The organism is Allobranchiibius huperziae, from assembly GCF_013410455.1.
Lineage (GTDB): Bacteria > Actinomycetota > Actinomycetes > Actinomycetales > Dermatophilaceae > Allobranchiibius > Allobranchiibius huperziae.
In genome coordinates, this window is record NZ_JACCFW010000001.1 from 982342 (window position 1) to 1001669 (window position 19328).

18 protein-coding genes are annotated in these 19328 nt (G+C 71.2%); 13 read left to right on the top strand and 5 right to left on the bottom strand.

All coding sequences use genetic code 11. From position 1 onward, the window contains the following. Positions 1-2: 2 nt before the first annotated feature. A complete protein-coding gene (cofD, locus tag HNR15_RS04675; RefSeq protein WP_179479535.1) occupies positions 3-977 on the bottom strand; it encodes a 2-phospho-L-lactate transferase in 975 nt (324 codons plus the stop codon). A 121-nt stretch (positions 978-1098) separates the two neighbouring features. Between cofD and HNR15_RS04680 the strand changes: the two genes are divergently transcribed. From HNR15_RS04680 to HNR15_RS04690, 3 genes are read left to right on the top strand one after another with little or no spacing between them, the layout of a single operon-like run. Continuing rightward, a complete protein-coding gene (locus HNR15_RS04680) occupies positions 1099-1365 on the top strand; it encodes a WhiB family transcriptional regulator (RefSeq protein WP_179479537.1) in 267 nt (88 codons plus the stop codon). Positions 1366-1424: 59 nt separating this feature from the next. Further along, positions 1425-4577 (top strand): glycosyltransferase, encoded by a 3153-nt coding sequence (locus HNR15_RS04685; protein ID WP_179479540.1) that lies wholly within the window; start codon positions 1425-1427, stop codon positions 4575-4577. Next, the gene (locus HNR15_RS04690) at positions 4574-6007 is read left to right on the top strand and encodes a DUF5719 family protein (RefSeq protein ID WP_179479541.1); all 1434 of its coding nucleotides are present in this window, start codon (positions 4574-4576) and stop codon (positions 6005-6007) included. The genes HNR15_RS04685 and HNR15_RS04690 overlap by 4 nt, the downstream gene beginning before the upstream one ends. A gap of 3 nt (positions 6008-6010) precedes the next feature. Here the strand turns inward: HNR15_RS04690 and HNR15_RS04695 are convergent, their stop codons facing one another. Both HNR15_RS04695 and HNR15_RS04700 read right to left on the bottom strand, forming a co-directional pair. Then, a complete protein-coding gene (locus HNR15_RS04695; protein WP_179479543.1) occupies positions 6011-6838 on the bottom strand; it encodes an NAD(P)H-binding protein in 828 nt (275 codons plus the stop codon). 6 nt (positions 6839-6844) lie between these two features. Continuing rightward, positions 6845-7168 (bottom strand): metallopeptidase family protein, encoded by a 324-nt coding sequence (locus HNR15_RS04700; RefSeq protein WP_179479545.1) that lies wholly within the window; start codon positions 7166-7168, stop codon positions 6845-6847. A gap of 229 nt (positions 7169-7397) precedes the next feature. On the opposite strand from HNR15_RS04700, the gene HNR15_RS04705 reads away from it, so the two are divergent. Genes HNR15_RS04705 through HNR15_RS04740 form a run of 8 tightly spaced genes read left to right on the top strand, consistent with a single transcriptional unit; the run spans position 7398 to position 14626 of the window. Then, on the top strand, positions 7398-7760 hold the full coding sequence (locus tag HNR15_RS04705) for a DUF3499 domain-containing protein (protein ID WP_218883970.1): 363 nt from the start codon (positions 7398-7400) through the stop codon (positions 7758-7760). 19 nt (positions 7761-7779) lie between these two features. After that, positions 7780-9228 carry a phosphomannomutase/phosphoglucomutase gene (locus HNR15_RS04710; protein WP_179479547.1) on the top strand — a complete coding sequence of 483 codons (1449 nt, stop codon included), beginning with the start codon at positions 7780-7782 and terminating at the stop codon, positions 9226-9228. After that, on the top strand, positions 9225-9443 hold the full coding sequence (locus HNR15_RS04715; RefSeq protein ID WP_179479549.1) for a Trm112 family protein: 219 nt from the start codon (positions 9225-9227) through the stop codon (positions 9441-9443). The genes HNR15_RS04710 and HNR15_RS04715 overlap by 4 nt, the downstream gene beginning before the upstream one ends. A gap of 5 nt (positions 9444-9448) precedes the next feature. Next, the gene (locus HNR15_RS04720; RefSeq protein ID WP_179479550.1) at positions 9449-10648 is read left to right on the top strand and encodes an SIS domain-containing protein; all 1200 of its coding nucleotides are present in this window, start codon (positions 9449-9451) and stop codon (positions 10646-10648) included. Positions 10649-10688: 40 nt separating this feature from the next. Beyond that, on the top strand, positions 10689-11486 hold the full coding sequence (locus HNR15_RS04725) for a tryptophan 2,3-dioxygenase (RefSeq protein ID WP_179483591.1): 798 nt from the start codon (positions 10689-10691) through the stop codon (positions 11484-11486). Between the two features lie 43 nt (positions 11487-11529). After that, positions 11530-12903: a mycothione reductase gene (locus HNR15_RS04730; protein WP_179479551.1), complete on the top strand. Its 1374-nt coding sequence runs from the start codon at positions 11530-11532 to the stop codon at positions 12901-12903. 20 nt (positions 12904-12923) lie between these two features. After that, complete coding sequence (locus HNR15_RS04735) at positions 12924-13874, top strand: cation diffusion facilitator family transporter (RefSeq protein WP_179479552.1); 951 nt, start codon at positions 12924-12926, stop codon at positions 13872-13874. Continuing rightward, on the top strand, positions 13871-14626 hold the full coding sequence (locus tag HNR15_RS04740; protein WP_179479553.1) for a metallophosphoesterase family protein: 756 nt from the start codon (positions 13871-13873) through the stop codon (positions 14624-14626). The genes HNR15_RS04735 and HNR15_RS04740 overlap by 4 nt, the downstream gene beginning before the upstream one ends. Here the strand turns inward: HNR15_RS04740 and HNR15_RS04745 are convergent, their stop codons facing one another. Both HNR15_RS04745 and HNR15_RS04750 read right to left on the bottom strand, forming a co-directional pair. After that, positions 14627-15055 (bottom strand): nitroreductase/quinone reductase family protein, encoded by a 429-nt coding sequence (locus HNR15_RS04745; RefSeq protein WP_179479554.1) that lies wholly within the window; start codon positions 15053-15055, stop codon positions 14627-14629. Between the two features lie 10 nt (positions 15056-15065). After that, a complete protein-coding gene (locus HNR15_RS04750; protein WP_179479555.1) occupies positions 15066-16703 on the bottom strand; it encodes an HNH endonuclease signature motif containing protein in 1638 nt (545 codons plus the stop codon). A gap of 321 nt (positions 16704-17024) precedes the next feature. Between HNR15_RS04750 and ahcY the strand changes: the two genes are divergently transcribed. Beyond that, positions 17025-18461 carry an adenosylhomocysteinase gene (gene ahcY, locus HNR15_RS04755; RefSeq protein WP_179479556.1) on the top strand — a complete coding sequence of 479 codons (1437 nt, stop codon included), beginning with the start codon at positions 17025-17027 and terminating at the stop codon, positions 18459-18461. A gap of 179 nt (positions 18462-18640) precedes the next feature. Then, complete coding sequence (mtrA, locus tag HNR15_RS04760; RefSeq protein WP_179483592.1) at positions 18641-19318, top strand: MtrAB system response regulator MtrA; 678 nt, start codon at positions 18641-18643, stop codon at positions 19316-19318. The last annotated feature ends 10 nt before the right edge of the window (positions 19319-19328 follow it).

Here is a 19328-nt window from a genome sequence, read left to right on the forward strand (position 1 = left end):
CCTCAGCCCCGTCGGGGCAGTTCGGCGGCGAGGTCCAGGGCGGCGCCCGCCATCGCGCCCGCCGTCTCGACCGAGGTCATGAGCAGGGGTACGGCGCGCACCTGCAGCCGGGCGTCGTACCGCGCGCTCGCGTCGCCCTCGTCGACCAGCCACCCGGACAGGAAGTCGGCGTAGAGGCCGGCGACGCCGACGGGGGTGACCGGCACGTCCAGCGCCGCGAGGCAGGCGTCCGCGTGGCCGCGCACCGGTGCGCCACCGACCAGCGGCGAGACGCCGACGACGGGAGCGGCGGTGCCACGCAGGGCGTCCCGCACCCCGGGCACCGACAGGATGATGCCGATCGAGACGACCGGGTTGCTCGGCGGGAGCAGCACCACGTCGGCCTGCCGGATGGCGTCCAGCACGCCCGGCGCGGGTGCGGCACGATCCATCCCGGCCACCACGAAGCGCTGCGCGGGGACGGACGCCTGCATCCGCACCCACCACTCCTGGAAGTGCACGGCACGCTGCCCGTCCTCGTCGTCGATCACGACGTGGGTCTCGACCGGGGTGTCGGTCATCGGCAGCAGCCGCACGCCCTGCTCGGGCAGGCCCCACCGGGTCGCGAGCCGCCCGACGACCTCGCTCAGGGTGTGTCCCTGCCCGAGCCACTGGCTGCGCACGATGTGCGTGCCGAAGTCCCGGTCGCCGAGACCGAACCACTGCGGCGACGCGCCGTACGCCGCGAGCTCGCCCTGCACGGAATGCGTCTCGTCGGCCCGGCCCCAGCCCTGGCCCTCGTGCACCCCGCCGCCGAGGGTGTAGAGCAGGGTGTCGACGTCCGGGCAGACGCGCAGCCCGAAGAGGGTGATGTCGTCACCGGTGTTGGCGATGACCGTGACCTGGTGCGGGCTGCCAGGACGGGTCTGCAGGTGGTGCAGCAGGCCGCGCAAAAATCGTGCGCCTCCTACGCCCCCGGCGAGTGCGGTTATGTGCATGGTCGCCATCATCACCCGTGTCCTCGAAAAGCAGCGCAGTGGACCACAATCCAGGCTTGACTCGGGGGAATGACACGCGTGTAATTAGCTCTGTCGTTTCCGGTCGGTGTTGGAGGACCTCGTGCAGGAATTTGCTTTGATCGATGGGGACGGCGTTGACGACGAGGGGGAGTTGTCCTGGCAGGAACGCGCGCTGTGCGCGCAGACCGACCCAGAGGCGTTCTTCCCCGAGAAGGGCGGTTCGACCCGCGAGGCCAAGAAGGTCTGCGTCGGGTGCACCGTGCAGGCCGAATGCCTCGAGTACGCACTCGCTCACGACGAGCGGTTCGGCATCTGGGGCGGCCTCTCCGAGCGTGAGCGCCGCAAGCTGAAGAAGCGCGCGGTCTGAGCACGCTGCAGACCCGCTCCTCCCGGCCGCCGTCAGAGGATGAGCGCACCGGGGGTCTCGTGACGGCGCTGCTCGTCGTCCGTGGCGGGCACATCGACGGTCTTGACCGACCCGCCTTCCTCGACGCCACCTGCGCGGCACTGATCGAGCAGACCCGCCCGCCCGACCGGCTGGTCGTCGTCGACGCCACCGCCGACCGGATGATGCACGGGTACATCGACGACCACGAGCGACTGCGTGGCGCGTACCCGCAGGTGTCGGTCGTCGCGGTGCCGCGTGACGCGCCGTTCGCCGCGATGGTCGACACCGCGGTCGATGCTCTGCCCGCACCCGGCGAGGACCTGGTCGTCGCACGTCGTACCGGCGGCCGCGCGGGTCGTCGCCCTGTCCGCCCGCGTGATCGCACGCACTGGCTGTGGCTCCTGCACGAGGACTCCGCGCCGGACCCCACCGCCCTGGCGGAGCTGACCGCCGTGGTCGCGCAGTCCGAACGGGTCGGTATCGCGGGGTGCAAGGTGGTCGATGCTGCCGACCCCACGGTCCTGCTCGACATCGGCACCGACGTCACCCGCACCGGGCGGCACGTCGGCGCCGCGGCGGGCGAGACCGACCAGGGTCAGCAGGACCATCGCCGCGACGTGCTGTCGGTGAGCAGCGCCGGCATGCTGGTGCGACAGGACACCTACAACACCCTCGGCGGTTTCGACCCGGCGTTCGACGGCGAGGGCGACGGTCTCGACCTCGGCTGGCGCGCGCACCTGATCGGCCACTCCGTCGTCGTGGTCCCCGCAGCGCGGGTGCGTCAGGTCGCCGGCGACGCCGGCCGCGACGCCACGACACTGCGCCGTCACCGCCAGGTGGCGCTGGCCCGGGCGAGCCTGCTCGGCATGCCGTTCCTCGCGATCTGGACCGCGCTCAGTTCGCTCCTGCTGACCCTGGTGCTGCTGCTCGGCAAGCGTCCCCGCCGCGCCGCGGTCGAGCTGGCGCAGGCCACGGCACCGTTGGGCATGCTGCGCATCCTCGGCGCCCGCGGCCGATTCTTCCGGCGCGGCACGACCCGTCGGCGCAACCTGCGGGGACTGTTCGTTCCCGCGGCCGGAGCCCTGCGCGCCGCGTACGACGGGCTGCGCGACGGAGCCGGCGGGCGCTCCCGCGGCGCCATGGCACGCGACGCGGGCGCCGCCGAGACAGGTCCGGTTCCGGCCGTCGCCGAGGAACTGCGTGTCGAGCGCGGACCCCTCGCCCGGTCCGTGCTCGGACCCGCGGGTCTCGTGGTGCTGCTGCTCGCGATCGCCAGCGGTGTGCTGTGGCGTGACCTGCTGACCAGCGGCGCCCTCACCGGCACGGGGCGCGGCCTGACCGGTGGCCAACTGCTGCCCTTCGACACCGACGCGACCGGCATCTGGCGCACCTACCGCGACGCGTGGGTCGGCCCCGGCCTCGGACACCCCGCCACCGACGCGCCGTACCTGCTCGTGCTGGCCCCGCTCGCCTGGCTCGTGGGTCTGCTGCCGTGGATCGACCATGACGCCGCCGGGGGCGTCGCCGTCGCCTGGCTGCTGTTCGCCGCGATGCCGCTGTCCGGGCTGGCGGCCTACCGCGCCGGCCGGGTCGCGACCGACGCCCGTTGGCCGCGGCTGGCCGTCGCACTGCTCTGGGCCACGCTGCCCACGCTCACCACCGCCGTCGCGCAGGGCCGCCTCGGTGCCGTCGTGGGGCACATCCTGCTGCCGTTCGCGCTCGCCGGCACCCTCGCGGCTCTGCGCCGCGGCGCGAGCGGCGCGGTCACCTTCGCCGCGGTGCTGGCAGTCGCCCTCACGGGTGCCTTCTCTCCGGTCCTGTTGATGGTCTGCAGCGCGGTGGCGTTGGCCGGCGTGCTCCTCGCTCCCGGCGTCGGCCGGTTGCGGGCGCTCGCGGTCTTCATCGTGCCGTGGCTGTTGCTGGGGCCGTGGAGCCGCGACGTGCTGACCGGTGACCGCCGCGGGCTGCTCGCCGGTCCGGGTGCCCTCGACCCCACCCGCGGCGGCGGCGTGCACCCCTGGCAACTGGCGCTGCTGCACCCGGGCGGCCCGGGGTCCTACGCCGTCCTCGCATCGATCCCCGTGCTGGCGATAGGCCTGATCGGACTGGTGCGCACCGGACTCGGCCGCTCCGGGGCGGCGCTCATCGGGGTCGGCCTGCTCGGGCTCGGCGCAGCCCTCGCGGCTCCCCACGTGCTGCTCGCGGCCACGTCCCGTGGCGACGCCACGCCCTGGACCGGTCCCGCGCTGGACGTCTACGGGTTCGCGCTGCTCGCCGCCGGGCTGCTCGGCATCGCCGGTCTGGGCGCCGGGCGGTGGCGTCCGTGGGTGCACGGTCTCACCGCCGTCGCGTGCGTCGGGGCCTGCGCTGTCGCAGGGTTCGGGGTCTGGACCGCGTCGGCCACCGCGCTGACGCCGGTCGTGAGCTCGTTGCCATCCGTCGTACAACGTCAGCTGACCTCCGGTCCCGCACCCCGCGCCCTGCTGCTGACCGCCGCATCCGACGGCGCGGTCACCTACCAGCTCATCGGCCGGGAGACGGGCCTGCCCGCGCGCGACCTGCGCAGCCCGTACCCGTCGTACGACGCCCGCACGGCGGCAGCGGCCCGCGTGCTCACCTCGACCGGTGCGAGCGGTCGCACGGAAGGCTCCCGTCTGATGCACCAGCTCGGAGTCGAGTACGTCGTGGTGCGCGGAGTCGCCGCGGTCCGACGACTCGACGCACCCCTCTCGACGACCGCGGGGCTCACCCAGCTGTCCGCCGGCCGCTCCTCGTCGGTCTGGCGGGTGGAACCCACCAGCACGACCGGCGGCGACGAGGTCGGCAGCAGCCGACTCGTCATCCTGCAGGGTGGCCGGCCCACCACCGAGCTCGTCTCCCGCGCCCAGCACGGGCGCACCGACCTGACCGTGCCCGCCGGGGCGCCGGGACGCACCCTCGTGCTCTCGGAGGGCAGCGGCTGGACCGAGCACGGCCGTGTCGCGCTCGACGGCCGGGTGCTGTCGGCGTCGCCGGGTGCCGACCAGCCGACGTACGTCCTGCCGGCCGGCGGCGGTCACCTCGTGGTCGAGACCGGTGTCCGGCACGAGTGGCTCGCCTGGATGCAGCTCGGGCTGTTGATCGTCGTGCTCTACCTCGCGATCCCGTTCGGCACCCGTCGACCGCGCACGGAGCAGGTGAGCGGCACATGAGGATCGGCGGAGCGCTGCGGGTGCTGATCGCCGGCGGTGTCGCGGCCGGTCTGGTCTACGGCGCGGGGCGCGCCGAGGGCGAGGTGCATCTGGCCCGCGCCGCGGACCGCGTGGTCACGGTCGCCGGCACCTCGCAGGCCCTGCAGAGCGCTTCCGTCACCTGCCCCGGTGCAGACCGCGGCGGGATGAGCGACAGCACTGACCCAGAGGCCGCGCAGCAGCAGGTGACGCTGCTGTCCGGCAGTGCACCGACCAGCGTCCTGCCCGCGGGCACCCGCACCGAGGGAGCGCGCGGCGGCACCGTTCCCACGACGCGGACGGGCACGACGTCCACCACCCTCTCGGGGGACCGGGCGATGCGGCTCGACACGACCGGAAGCCTGGCGCCCGGCAGCACCGCCACGCAGTATTCCTACGACAGCATCAGATCCGCTCGGGGGATCTCCGTCCTGCAGTGCACGGCTCCCGTGCAGGACGCATGGGTGCTCGCCGGTGGCACCGAGCCCGGCCGGGTGACCCGCCTCGTCCTCGCCAACCCGGGCAGCTCAGCCATCACGGTGGCTGCGACCGTGGTGGGTAGCGCGGGACGCGATCCGTCCTCGGTCGCGGGCACGGTGATCGCGCCCGGACGGCGGACCGTCCTCACCCTCGGCGCGCTGCGCAGCGGGAGCGACCCCGCCATCCATGTGACCTCCTCCGGTGGGCCCGTCACGATCGCGGCCGCCGACGTGTGGATGGACGGCGAGACCCAGATCGGTGAGGAGACCACCGGGGTGAGCGCGTCGCCCGCGACCACGCAGGTGCTGCCCGCCGTACCCGTCCTCGGACCCGCGCCGGTGGTGCGGGTCGCCGATCCCGGCACCCAGGACGCCGTCGTACGCGTGCGCGCCACGGCGTCCGACGGGTCGATCGCCACCGAGCAGGTGCTCACCGTCGCGGCCGGACGTACCGGCTCGCTGACCCTGCGCGGGCTGACCCGCGGCGACTACAGCGTGCAGGTCCTCTCCGACGAGCCGGTCGTCGCTGCCGCTTCGGTGCGCACGACGGCGAACGGAGTCGGTGACCTCACCTGGGCGACGGGTGCATCCCTCACGCGCGCGCTCACCGGCACCGGCCTGCCCGAGGGCCTGGGCAACGGCGACGCGGTACTGGGGGTGACGGCTGCGAGCCGCACCGCGCAGATCGTGGTCAGCACCGTCGACGCACAGGGCCGGGTCACGTCCACCAGGCGTTCGCTGGCCGCGGGCACGCCTCTGCTGCAAGGACTTCCGGCCGCGCGGTCGGTGTGGGTGACGGTGCGCTCCGGGTCCGTCTGGGCTGCGGTCACCCTGCGTCGTACGGACCGCAACGGCCCGCTCGTCGCGACGACCACGCTGACGCCGCTCCCGCTGGCAGCGCAGGCTCCGGCGATCCGGCCGGCGAGCGGCTGAGGCTCACTCCGAGGCGCGGTCGGCCCACCACTGGGCGTAGGAGCGACCGCCTCGGACGGCCTGGTCGCCGGGCAGGTTCGAACCGTTGCCCAGCGCTGTCAGAACGCGCCCGACCCGCGGGAGCTGCACCTGATGCGGGGTGGGACGACCCGACAGGTGCGCGGTGAGGACGGCGATGTCGCGGGCGCTCAGCACCTCTGGCCCGGCCAGCTCGACGATGCCGCCGATCGGCGTGGTCTCCAACGCCACGTCCACCAGCCGTCGTGCCACCCACGCGGTGTCGCACGGCGCGAACTGCAGGCCCCGCACGCCGACGCCTACCCGGCCGACGTGCACCCCGCAGAACCGCTCCACGAACTCGTGGAACTGCGTGGCTCGCACGATCGTGTACGGCCGTTTCGACTCGCCGACGACCCGTTCGGCCTCGGCCTTGACGCGGGAGTAGGGAAGCGGGTTGTCCCAGCAGCCGACGATGGACACGTGGACCAGATGGGCATCGGGGTTGTGCTCGGCCAGCGCGTTGCACAACCGCTCCAGACCGTCGACGTCGACGGCGTGACCCTTCGGATCCGTAGCGCAGTGGATGACCGCCTGCACGTCCTGCACCGCGTCGCTCAGCCCTGCGCCGGTGCGCAGATCGCCGACGCACACCTGCGCATCCGTCTCGGCGTCGGCGCGGCGGGTGAGGACCCTGGCGGGGACGTCGGAGTCGAGCAGCTCGCGGACCACGGCCCGGCCGAGGGTGCCGGTGCCGCCGGTGACCAGCACGGGCGCGCGTCCGACGTGCGGGAGTCCGGACAGCAGGTCCGGTGCGGCGGTGGGGTCGGTCACGGGCGCTCAGTCCTGCAGGTCGTCGGGATGGATGCCGACGACGCCGGCGACCTGCTCGGCGACGATCTGCTCGATCAGGTCGGCGAGCTCGTCCTCACCCACGGCCCGCGCCTCGATCGGACGGCGGTAGATCACGACCCGCGGCGTCGCCTTCCCGGTGCCGGGGAAGGTGCGACCCAGCGCGACATCGGACTCCCACGGCGCCGGATCGTGGGTGGGCACGTCCTCGACGGCCACCTCGAGCATGTCCAGCGGCCTGCCGAGGCGACGCTCGACGCGCTCCAGGGCGCTCAGCACGGTCTCGTCGAACTCCTCTGCGCGGGTGCGCATGACCGGCACCCTCGGCCAGGCCAACGGCCCGCGGATGCCGCGGCCGTGCCGCTCTGAACGGGCAGGGCGGGCAGCGCGCGTCCCGGGTCCGGGTGTGCTGCGGAGGTCCTGCCAGGCGGCGTACCCAGTCATCCCAGGAGCCTATCCAGCCACCCGGCCATGTCGACCTCACCGTCGCCCGGCGCGCCGATGACGACGAGTCCGGGCGCTCGCCTAAAGTCACGGCGTGATGCACCCGAGCCCCCGCGTGATGATGCGCCAGTGCAACCGCAGTGCCTGCCATGGGCCGGCCGTTGCCACCCTGACCTACGTGCACGCGGACTGCACGATTGTGCTCGGACCGCTCGCCACCTATGCGGAGCCGCACTCCTACGACCTGTGCGCCGCGCACACCACGCGGTTCACCGCCCCGCGGGGCTGGGACGTCGTGCGACTCGCTGTCGACCTGGAGCCGCCGGTGCCCTCCGGTGACGATCTGGCGGCGCTCGCGGACGCCGTACGCGAGGCCGGTCGACGCGAGCCCGCACGTCCCGCCGCCGACCCGTCGGCCCAGCCGGGACGGCCGCGGTTGCGCATCCTGCCGAGCTCCTGACCCCCGTTAGGCTGCGGCCATGACCTCCCCACGCCTCGCCGAGTTCGTCAAGGCGTACGACGTGCGGGGCCTGGTGCCGCAGCAACTGTCGCCCGAGGTGGCTCGAGCGATCGGCGGCGCGTTCGCCGAGCAGATCGCGATCCCCGAGGGCGCGAGCGCTGTCGTCATCGGTCACGACATGCGCCCCAGTTCACCGCAACTGGTGTCGGCGTTCGCCGAGGGCGTGATGGCGCGAGGTGTCGACGCGGTGCTCATCGGACTCTGCTCGACCGACGGTCTCTACTACGCCAGCGGCGCCCTGGATCTGCCCGGGGCGATGTTCACCGCGAGTCACAACCCTGCGGAGTACAACGGCATCAAGCTGTGTCGCGCAGGGGCCCGGCCGATCAGCGCCGACACCGGACTGGATCAGGTGCGCGACCGTGCCCAGGAGTGGCTCGATGAAGGTCAGCCGGCCGCCGTCGACACGCCCGGCGTGGTCCGCGAGCGTGACCTGCTGGGGGAGTACGCCGCGCTGCTGCGCCGGCTGGTCGACCTGCAGGGGATCCGACCGCTCAAGGTCGTGGTCGACGCGGGCAACGGGATGGGCGGGCACACCGTCCCCGCCGTCCTCGGCACCGGGGCCGGGCTGGCGGCGCTGCCGCTGGAGATCGTGCCGATGTACTTCGAGCTCGACGGCACCTTCCCCAATCACCCGGCGAATCCCCTGGAGCCGGACAACCTGCGCGACCTGCAGGCCGCCGTCCGCGAGCACGGGGCCGATCTCGGGCTCGCCTTCGACGGCGACGCAGACCGGTGTTTCGTGGTGGACGAGCACGGCGACCCGGTCAGCGCGTCGGCGGTGACAGCGCTCGTGGCCACTCGCGAGATCGGTCGTGCGGTCGCCTCGGGCACTCCCGTCGACCAGGTCCGTGTGGTGCACAACCTCATCTCCTCCAGGGCGGTGCCGGAGATCATCACCGAGCACGGAGCCCAGGCGGTGCGTACCCGCGTGGGTCACTCGTTCATCAAGTCCGACATGGCCCACCACCGCGCGATCTTCGGCGGAGAGCACTCGGCCCACTACTACTTCCAGGACTTCTGGTATGCCGACACCGGCATGCTCGCCGCACTGCACGTGCTCGCCGCCCTCGGAGCCGACCGTCGTCCCCTCTCGGAGGTGATGCGCGAGTACAGCCGCTACGTCGCCTCCGGAGAGGTCAACTTCTCGGTCGACGACAAAGCGGCGGCGACCGCGCGGGTGCGCGACTGGGCGCTGCACCAGGACGGCGTCGTCGAGGACACCCTCGACGGCCTGACCTTCACCCACGATGGGTCGCCGATGTGGTGGCTGAACGTGCGCGGCAGCAATACCGAACCCCTGCTGCGGCTCAACGTCGAAGCCGCCGACGAGGCGACAATGACCGCCGTACGCGATGCGGCATTGGCTCGGATCCGTATCCACGACAAGGAGACCCGATCGATATGAGCACCGACGAAGCGCACGGTCTCGAACCCTGGCTACGCGACATCCTGCGCTGCCCCGTCTGCCGCGGCGAGCTGGTCGACGCGACCTCCCCGGACGGCAGACCGGAGCTGCAGTGCGCCTCGTCCTGCGACGCGGAGGGCGTCCGGCGCGGCTACCCGATCACCGACGGGATCCCCGTCCTGCTCGCCGACGAGGCACGCCTCATCCGCGGCTGAGCACGGTGCCCTCCCTCGAAGAGTCCTGGATCGACGATCCGGAAGAGCTGCGCTGGCGCGACTCGCGTGACAGCCTGCGCTCGCTGGCGACTGCCGGCGCGCAGGTGCGCGAGGCCGTCACCCTGAGCCGGGAGGCCGGCGTCGAGCGCGTCGCGTACGGCGAACGCCCCCGATCGGTCCTGGTCGCAGCACTCGGCGGGTCCTCGGTCGTGGCGGACGTGCTGGAGCTGCTCGCCGAGCCGGGTTCGCCGGTGCCGGTCACCGTGCGGCGCAACCTGCCGCTGCCCGGATGGGTCGGACCCCTCGACCTGGTCATCGCGGTGTCCCTGTCGGGGACGGCCGACGGGCCCGTCGCCATCGCCCGTGAGGCGGCCCGTCGCGGTACCGCCCTGCTGACCGTCGGCGCCGACGACTCGCCCCTGGCCGAGGCGGCGCATCGGGCGCGCGGCGTGCACGTCAGCGTCGGGCGTGGTCGCACCTCGAGCCGCACGTCGCTGTGGTCGTTGTTGACCCCGGTGCTGCTCGCGGCGGACGTGCTCGGTCTCGCCGACGTCCCGGACGCTGTCTTCCCGCAGATCGCCGCGCGGCTCGACGAGCAGGCGGAGACCTGCCGGCCCTCCTCGGAGTCGTTCGTCAACCCGGCCAAGCTGATGGCCGTTCAACTGGCCGAGACCGTGCCGGTGGTGCTCGGGGACAACCCGCTCACCGGTGTCGCCGCGCAGCGGGCGGCGTCCATGCTCGCCCGGACGGCGCGGATGCCGGCCACCTGGGGTGAGCTGCCGGACGCCGCCTCGCAGGTGGTGGCGTGCTTCGACGGGCCGTTCACCGCTGGCGGCGGCCAGGGACTGGCCGGGCGCACCGGCATGGACATCTTCGCCGACCCGTTCCTCGACGGCCCCGCGCAGCCGAGCCTGGGGCTGCTGATGTTGCGCGACGCCCCCTCCGACCCGCCCACCCCCGAGGGCGACGAGGCTGCAGCACTCACCGACGACCTGCTCGCGACCGCTCGTCAGGCCGACGTGCGCGTGGTCGAATCCATTGCTGCACCAGGTCATCCGGTCGTCCGGCTCGCCGAGCACATCGCGATGGTCGACTTCGCCTCGACCTACCTGGCCATCGGACTCGGCGTCGACCCCGCAGTGTCACCGCACGTGGCCGATCTGCGCGACCGTCGCCGCGGTCGCGGGCGGCCGTCTGCCGGATAGCGTGCCCGGCGTGAGCACCGACCCGCACAGCCCCACGCCGATGTCGTACGCCGATTACCTCGGCCTGGACACGCTGCTGGCCTCGCAGCACCCGCGCGCGGTGCCACCGCAGCACGACGAGCTGCTCTTCATCATCCAGCACCAGACCAGCGAGCTGTGGTTCAAGCTCGTCCTGCACGAGTTGCGCTCTGCCAGAGACCTCTTCGCTGCCGACGAGCTGCAGGCGTCGCTCAAACGACTGGCCCGCGTCAAGCACATCCAGGCCACCCTCACCCAGCAGTGGTCGGTGCTGGCGACGCTCACGCCGAGCGAGTACGCGACCTTCCGCACCTTCCTTGCGACCTCGTCCGGATTCCAGTCGGTCCAGTACCGCGCCGTGGAGTTCCTGCTCGGCAACAAGAACCCCGACATGCTGCGGGTGTTCGACGCCGAGCCGGGCGCCCGCGACCTGCTCGCCGAGATGCTGCGCGAACCGAGCATCTACGACGTGTTCCTGCAGCTGCTCGGCCGGCGCGGGTTCGCGGTGCCGCCCGAGGCGCTGGAGCGGGACGTGGCGACGCCGTACGTGCCGCACGACGCGATTGTCGAGGTGTTCCACGAGATCTACTCCGACCCGCCGCGCTACTGGGACATCTACGAGACGTGCGAGGAACTGGTCGACCTGGAGGACAACTTCCAGCTGTGGCGCTTCCGGCACCTGAAGACGGTCGAGCGCATCATCGGCGGCGCGCCGGGCACCGGCGGTTCCAGCGGCGTGGAGTTCCTGCGGCGCGCACTGGACCAGACGTTCTTCCCGGAGCTCTACACCGTCCGCGGGCAGATCGCGCAGGGGCAGTGACCGTCGCGTCCGCCGCTGGGACGCCCCGCCCTACGCTGAGACCGTGACTCACTTCGACCTGGCCATCGTCGGCAGCGGTTCGGGCAACTCTCTCGTCACCCCCGATTTCGACGGCAAGTCCGTTGCGATCATCGAGAAGGGACTGTTCGGCGGCACCTGCCTCAACGTCGGGTGCATCCCGACCAAGATGTACGTCTACGCGGCGGAGGTGGCCGACACCGTCCGTGACGCGAGCCGGTACGGCGTCGACGCGCACGTCGACGGGATCCGATGGCCCGCCATCCGCGACCGCATCTTCGGGCGGATCGACCCGATCTCCCAGGGCGGCGAGGACTACCGGGTCAACGGGGCCAACACGACGGCGTACCTCGGGGAGGGCCGGTTCACCGGTCCGAAGACCCTGACGGTCACCGTCGACGGTCGCGAGGAGGAGGTCTCGGCGGACCAGATCGTGCTCGCCAGCGGCACCCACGCGGTCGTCCCCGAGGAGATCACCGCCTCCGGCGTCCCGTTCCACACCAGCGACACGGTGATGCGGATGGAGCAGCTGCCGTCATCGATGGTCATCCTCGGCGGCGGGTTCATCGCCGCCGAGTTCGCTCACGTGTTCTCCGCGCTCGGCGTCGCCGTCAAGATCGTCGCGCGCGGCAAGCAACTGCTGACCAAGGAGGACGCCGACATCTCCGCGGCGTTCACCGAGCAGGCCGAGCAGAAGTGGGACGTGCACCTGGGCTCTCCTCTGGAGCGCGCCGAGGCAGTCGACGGCGGCGTCGAGCTGACGCTCGGCAACGGCACGCGGGTGCGGGGCGAGGTGCTGCTCGTCGCGACCGGACGCGCCCCGAACTCGCCCTCGCTCGACCTGGACGTCGCAGGCGTGGACACCTACCCGGACGGCCGGATCGTCGTCGATCCGCACGGCCGCACGTCGGCCCAGGGCATCTGGAGCCTCGGCGACGCGAGCTCGCCCTACCAGCTCAAGCACGTGGCCAACCACGAGGCGCGCATCGTGGCGCACAACCTGGCGCATCCGCACGACCTGCACTCCTTCGACCACCGCTTCGTGCCGCAGGCGGTCTTCACCCACCCGCAGATCTCCTCGGTCGGGCTGACCGAGGAACAGGCCCGAGCGACGGGTCGCGACATCACGGTCAAGGTGCAGAAGTACGGCGACGTCGCGTTCGGCTGGGCGATGGAGGACACCACCAGCTTGGTCAAGCTCATCGCCGACAAGAAGACCAAGCTGCTCATCGGCGCGCACTTCCTGGGCCCGGACGCCAGTTCGCTGATCCAGACCTCGATCCAGGCGATGTCCTTCGGGCTGACGGTGCCGCAGATGGCCCGGGGCCAGTACTGGATCCACCCGGCGCTGGCCGAGGTCGTCGAGAACGCCCTGCTGGGGCTGGAGTTCGACGACTGACCCGCACCTAGACTGCGCCCATGTCGAGCGAGGGTGGCAACAAGGCGATCATCGCGGCGCTCGGGGCCAACCTCGGCATCGCGATCACCAAACTGATCGCGTTCGCCCTCACCGGGATGAGCTCGATGCTCGCCGAGGGGATCCACTCCCTCGCCGACTCCGGCAATCAGCTGCTGCTCCTGGTGGGCGGTCGGCGGGCGAAGAAGGCGGCCACCCCGGAGCACCCGTTCGGCTACGGCCGCGAGCGTTATGTCTTCGGCTTCGTCGTCTCGATCGTGCTCTTCAGCCTCGGCGGTCTCTTCGCCCTCTACGAGGCCTATCACAAGGCGCACGAGGCGCACGCGGGCACAGGGGAGCGGCCGGGCTTCGGCCAGGACTGGTGGTGGGTGCCGGTGGTGGTCCTCCTCGCGGCGATCGTGCTGGAGGGTCTGTCGTTCCGTACTGCGGTCCGCGAGAGCAACCCGCACCGCGGCGATTCCTCCTGGCTGCAGTTCATCCGCAGGGCCAAGGCGCCCGAGCTCCCGGTGATCCTGCTCGAGGACTTCGCGGCGCTGGTCGGGCTGGTCTTCGCGCTCTTCGGCGTCGTGCTCTCGGTGTTGACCCGCAGCTCGTACTGGGATGCCGCCGGCACCGGCCTCATCGGCCTGCTGCTCGTCGCCGTCGCCGTCGTCCTCGCGATCGAGACCAAATCGCTGCTCGTGGGGGAGTCCGCGAGTCCGTCCGTCGCCCGGGCGATCGTCGCGGCGATCGAGGGCGCCCCGGGCGTCGACCGGGTCATCCACGCCAAGACGCTGCACCTCGGGCCGGAGGAGTTGCTGGTCGCCGCCAAGATCGCGGTCGGTGCCTCCGACACGGGCGCCGACGTCGCGCGGGCCATCGACGCGGCCGAGGAGAGAGCCCGGGCAAGCGCGCCCGACCTGCGACTGGTGATGTACCTCGAACCCGACCTCGACATCGCGCCGGTGCGATGACGGTGGACCGCATCGCGCTGATCTCCGATGTGCACGGCAACCTGACGGCACTGCGCGCAGTGCTGGACGACATCGCCGCCCGGGGCATCACGCGCATCGTCAACCTCGGCGACTTCGTCGGGAAGGGCCCACGGGGACAGCAGGCGGCCGACCTGTGCCGCGAGGTCTGCGAGGTCAACCTGCGGGGCAATTGGGAGGATTTCCTACCTGCCGAACAGCCGCAGTACCGCGATCCGTCCCAGTGGTGGTGGCGGGAGGAGCTACGACCGGATCAGTTGCCATGGCTACGCACCTTGCCGCTGTCGCACGACCTCGTGGTCGGCGGTCGACGGGTGCGACTTCTGCACGCCAGCGCTGCCGACGTGCACACCAAGGTGTTCGCTGACCTCTCACCGCTCGAGTTCGACGGGATGTTCGCGAGCACCGCACTCACCGGATCCGGTCCGGTGCCCACGGTGGTCGGCTACGGCGACATCCACGACGCCTACCTGAGCGTGCGGGAGGGCCGGACCTTGTTCAACGTCGGCAGTGTGGGCAACGCGCTCGACGAGCCCACCCCGTCGTATGCCGTCCTCGAGGGAGCCGTGGCCAGCGACGTGCCGGGGCCCTTCGGGCTGCAGTTCGTGCGGGTGCCCTACGACGTCGAGGCCGAGATCCAGGTGGCCGTCGACGCCGGCATGCCCGGCCTGTCGTTCTGGGCGACCGAGCTGCGGACCGGGGTCTACCGCTCGCTCCAGCCGGGGTGGCGCTAGTCAGTCCGCGGACCGTGGCACGAGACGCAGCACGGGGATGACCCGACTCGTCTTCGCCTCGTACCCCTTGAAGCCATCCGACATCGCAGTGAACTGCGCCCAGGCCGCGTCGCGCCCCTCGGCGGTGTCGACCGCGGTGACCGCGACCGTGCTGGTCCCGCCACCGTCGTCGGGTTTCTCGATCGTGACCTGCGGATGCGCCAGCAGGTTGTGATACCAGTCGGGGTTCCTGTCAGCGCCGGCCGCCGATGCCGCGATCAACCACGAGCCGTCGTCCTGCGGGATCGCCGCTACCGGGTTGATGCGTTCGACGCCGGACTTGGCACCGATGTGGTGCACGAGCACCAGTGCCCGCCCGAATCCGTTGGTGCTCACCGTGCCACCGTTGTCGCGAAACTCCTCGATGATCGATGCGTTCCAGTCGGACATGGTGTCTCCTTCACGCGTCGGTGGCGGCTGGGTCGGGTTCGTCCTCGTCCGGGCGTTCCTGGTCGTCCTTGATGCCGATACCGGTGGCGTCGCCGGCCTGATCCTGGGAGCTGCCGTCGGTCTCCCGGCCCGTAGTGGTGGAGTCGTCGGTGAAGACCGGGCGGTGCTTCTCCTCATCGCCCTCCCCGGCGTACTCCTCGCTCACCGCGTCCCACTTGGCGAGCTTGTCCTGGTCGACGTCGATCTTCAGCTCGTCGGGGATCGGGTGCTGCGGGGTGTCATCGCTCATACCGTCGACTGTAGCCAGCGCAAGATGTGGACGTCCGGACTCGATCGACCTGATGTCCGGATCCTCGTGCACGTCGAGATCGGGCGGTTCACCGGTGCCGCCGGCGAGCAGCCACATCCGTCGGAAATCCATTGCCTCGGCGGCCGATGAATTCCGGCCCAACCGCACCCAGTCCGGATGCAGAGCTTCGCCGGATGCTCCGCGGTACGGGGCCGCGCCGGCCTCGATGCCGGGATCCGGCGGGATCCCGGGCACCGGCCCGAGCGGGACGCCTCCGCGGTCGAGGAATCGGAACCGGCCAGGGCGACCTTGCACCGGCTCGATCGCGAAGTCCCCGCAGTGGTGCCGGTCGTGGTGGTAGGGGCACAGGCTGATCAGACCGTTGAGGTCGGTGTCGCCGCCGTCCGCCCAGTGCGTCACGTGATGACACTCGACGTGGTGGGTAGCGAAGCATCCGGGGTGACGACATCCGCCGTCGCGGTCCTCCACCAGACGGCGAGTGCGTCGCGGCACGATCCGCTGGGCACGTCCGACGTTGACCGGCGAGCCTTCCGTCTCCCAGACCGGCTGGACCAGTCCGTCGCAGGTCCACTTGCGCAGCAGGTGACGCGGGAGCGAGCTGCCCTTGGTGACCCACCCGCGGCCCACGGTGTCCAGGTACAGGTAGATCCGGAACTTGCCGGCTCGACCGCCCGAGAGCTCGGCTCCGGCCTCGAGGGACCGGGTCGCGACCTCGGTGAGGGCGTCGGCCATCGTGACGCGCGGCTGACCGGCGAGGAAGAGCGCGTCCTTGGCCTCGACGATCGCCTGCAGCACGAGAGCGCCGATGTCGGCCGGTGCGTCGTACGTCAGGTGAAAGCGGCCGTCGCGGGTCTGCATCGACAGCTGTGGGCGCGCCACCGCAGGGTCGAACGGGTCGTGGCGCTCGGGCGGAGAGTCCGCCTCGGGCGCCGCGGGCGCGAACTCGTACCGCCCGAGTGCGCGGCGAAGTTGGGTCACTGTGGCGTGCCGGGCCAGTTCCACCACCGCGTCGTCGAAGCCGTCGGGGGTGTACTTCGCGATGACCGCCGCCTGCCCGATCGACAGCTCGCCTTCGTCGAGCCCGCGCGCCAGCTCCGGTAGGGACCGGGTGCGGCGCGCGATGCCGGTGACGCGTGCGGCGTCGCCGTGCGACAGGCCCGCGTAACAGGTCAACCAGTGCTCGGGAGAGCGGATGCCGCTGAGCGCCCACGAGTCGTCGTCGATGACCTGCGCGACCAGCGACACCAGATCTGCGTGAGCGGAGTTCAATCGGCCCACCACGCGCGACAGGGTGGTGCGCGGGTCGGGCGGCGTCAGCACCGCGGCGTTCGAACTCATGTTCATATACAGTCACCGACCACCGACAGCGGCCTTGCGTGCGATCACATGCACCCGAAATGGCGCGCGTTCGGGGCCGAGCGGGCCATAACAACGGAGGCGGGGACGGTGACACTCGCGTTCGGGGCCGAGCGGGCTAGAACGCGCGCTGCCGCGATCGTGCCGCTCCGGTCGTGGGCGATGGTCGTTCACCGGTAGAATCGCGAGTGCCGGCGTGGGTGATAACCCGTGCCACGCAGCCCAGCAGGGCGCGCCGGGTCCATTCATCGACCACATTCGATCAGCCATGGCTGCTGCCGTGGCGGAAGGAGAACGAGCACCATGTCGTTCGACTACAAGGTCAAAGACCTGGGCCTCGCCGAAGCGGGCCGTCACCAACTGCGCCTGGCAGAGCACGAGATGCCCGGCCTCATGTCGCTGCGTGAGGAGTTCGGGGCCAGCAAGCCGCTCAAGGGCGCGCGCATCGCCGGCTCCCTGCACATGACGGTGCAGACCGCCGTCCTCATCGAGACGCTGACCGCGCTCGGCGCCGAGGTCCGCTGGGCCTCCTGCAACATCTACTCCACCCAGGACGAGGCCGCCGCGGCGTCGGTCCTCGGACCGAACGGCACCGCCGAGGACCCCCAGGGTGTCCCGGTCTTCGCCTGGAAGGGTGAGACGCTCGAGGAGTACTGGGCCTGCACCGACAAGATCCTCACCTGGCCCGGCGGCGAGGGTCCCAACATGATCCTGGACGACGGCGGCGACGCCACGATGCTGGTGCACAAGGGCCGCGAGTGGGAGCTCGCCGGCGCCGTGCCCGCCACGACCGAGGCGGACTCCGAGGAGTTCGCGGTCTTCAAGGACCTGGTCCGTTCCACCATCGCGACCGACCCCCACAAGTGGACCAAGATCTCCGAGGGCATCCGCGGCGTCACTGAGGAGACCACCACCGGCGTGCACCGCCTGTACGAGCTGGCGCGCGCGGGTGAGCTGCTCTTCCCGGCCATCAACGTCAACGACTCGGTCACCAAGTCCAAGTTCGACAACAAGTACGGCTGCCGGCACAGCCTGATCGACGGGCTGAACCGCGCCACCGACGTCCTCATCGGCGGCAAGGTCGCCGTGGTGTGCGGCTACGGCGACGTCGGCAAGGGCTGCGCGCAGTCCCTCGCCGGTCAGGGCGCCCGCGTCATCGTCACCGAGGTCGACCCGATCTGCGCGCTGCAGGCCGCGATGGAGGGCTTCCAGGTCGCCCGTCTCGACGACGTGCTGGACATCGCCGACATCTACGTCACCACGACCGGCTGCTACGACGTCATCACCGCCGAGCAGATGTCGAAGATGAAGAACAAGGCGATCGTGTCCAACATCGGTCACTTCGACAACGAGCTGGACATGGCCGGCCTGGCCAAGGTCCCCGGCATCACCAAGACCGAGATCAAGCCGCAGGTGCACGAGTGGACCTTCCCCTCGGGCAACAGCATCATCGTGCTGTCCGAGGGCCGGCTGATGAACCTGGGCAACGCGACCGGCCACCCGTCGTTCGTGATGTCCAACAGCTTCGCGAACCAGACGATCGCGCAGATCGAGCTGTTCACGAAGCCCGGCGAGTATGAGAAGCAGGTCTACGTGCTTCCCAAGCACCTGGACGAGAAGGTCGCGCGCCTGCACCTGGACGCGCTCGGCGTGCACCTGACCGAGCTGACCAAGGGCCAGGCCGAGTACCTGGGCGTGGACGTCGCCGGGCCGTACAAGCCGGAGCACTACCGCTACTGAGTCGCCCCACGAAGTTCTGCACGTGAAGAGCGACCCGGGAGATCACCGATCTCCCGGGTGGCCGCACGTGGTCCTGGCATCTCAGGTGGTGGACTCGACCGGCCTCGTCGGGACTCGTCTCGCAATGTGGGAAACTGACCGCTACGTCGTCATACCAGAGGGAGATCTGCTCGATGCCCATGCGGGGACAGGTGTTGATCGTCGACGACGACCCTTCACTGGCGGAGATGCTCGGCATCATCCTGCGCGGGGAGGGTCTGCAGACCAGCCATTGCGCAGACGGCGCCAAGGCGATGCAGGCGTTCCGCGACAGTTCGCCCGACGTGGTGCTGCTCGACGTGATGCTGCCCGGGATGAGCGGTGTCGACGTATGCCGGGCGATCCGTGCGGAGTCCGTGGTGCCCATCGTGATGCTGACCGCGCGCACCGACACGATCGACGTGGTGGCCGGGCTGGAGTCCGGGGCCGACGACTACATCACCAAGCCGTTCAAGCCGCAGGAGCTCATCGCCCGCGTGCGGGCGCGGTTGCGCCGCAACGACGAGCCGGAGACCGAGCACCTGACCCTGGCCGACCTGGACATCGACGTGTCCGGCCACAAGGTCACCCGCGGTGGCGAGGCCATCTCGCTCACGCCGTTGGAGTTCGACCTGCTGGTCGCGCTGGCCCGCAAGCCGTGGCAGGTCTTCACCCGCGAGGTGCTCCTGGACCAGGTCTGGGGTTACCGCCACGCGGGTGACACCCGGCTGGTCAACGTGCACGTGCAGCGTCTGCGGTCGAAGGTCGAGAAGGACCCGGAGAACCCCACGATCGTGCTCACGGTCCGCGGGGTGGGCTACAAGGCGGGTCCGGCATGACCGGCGACGA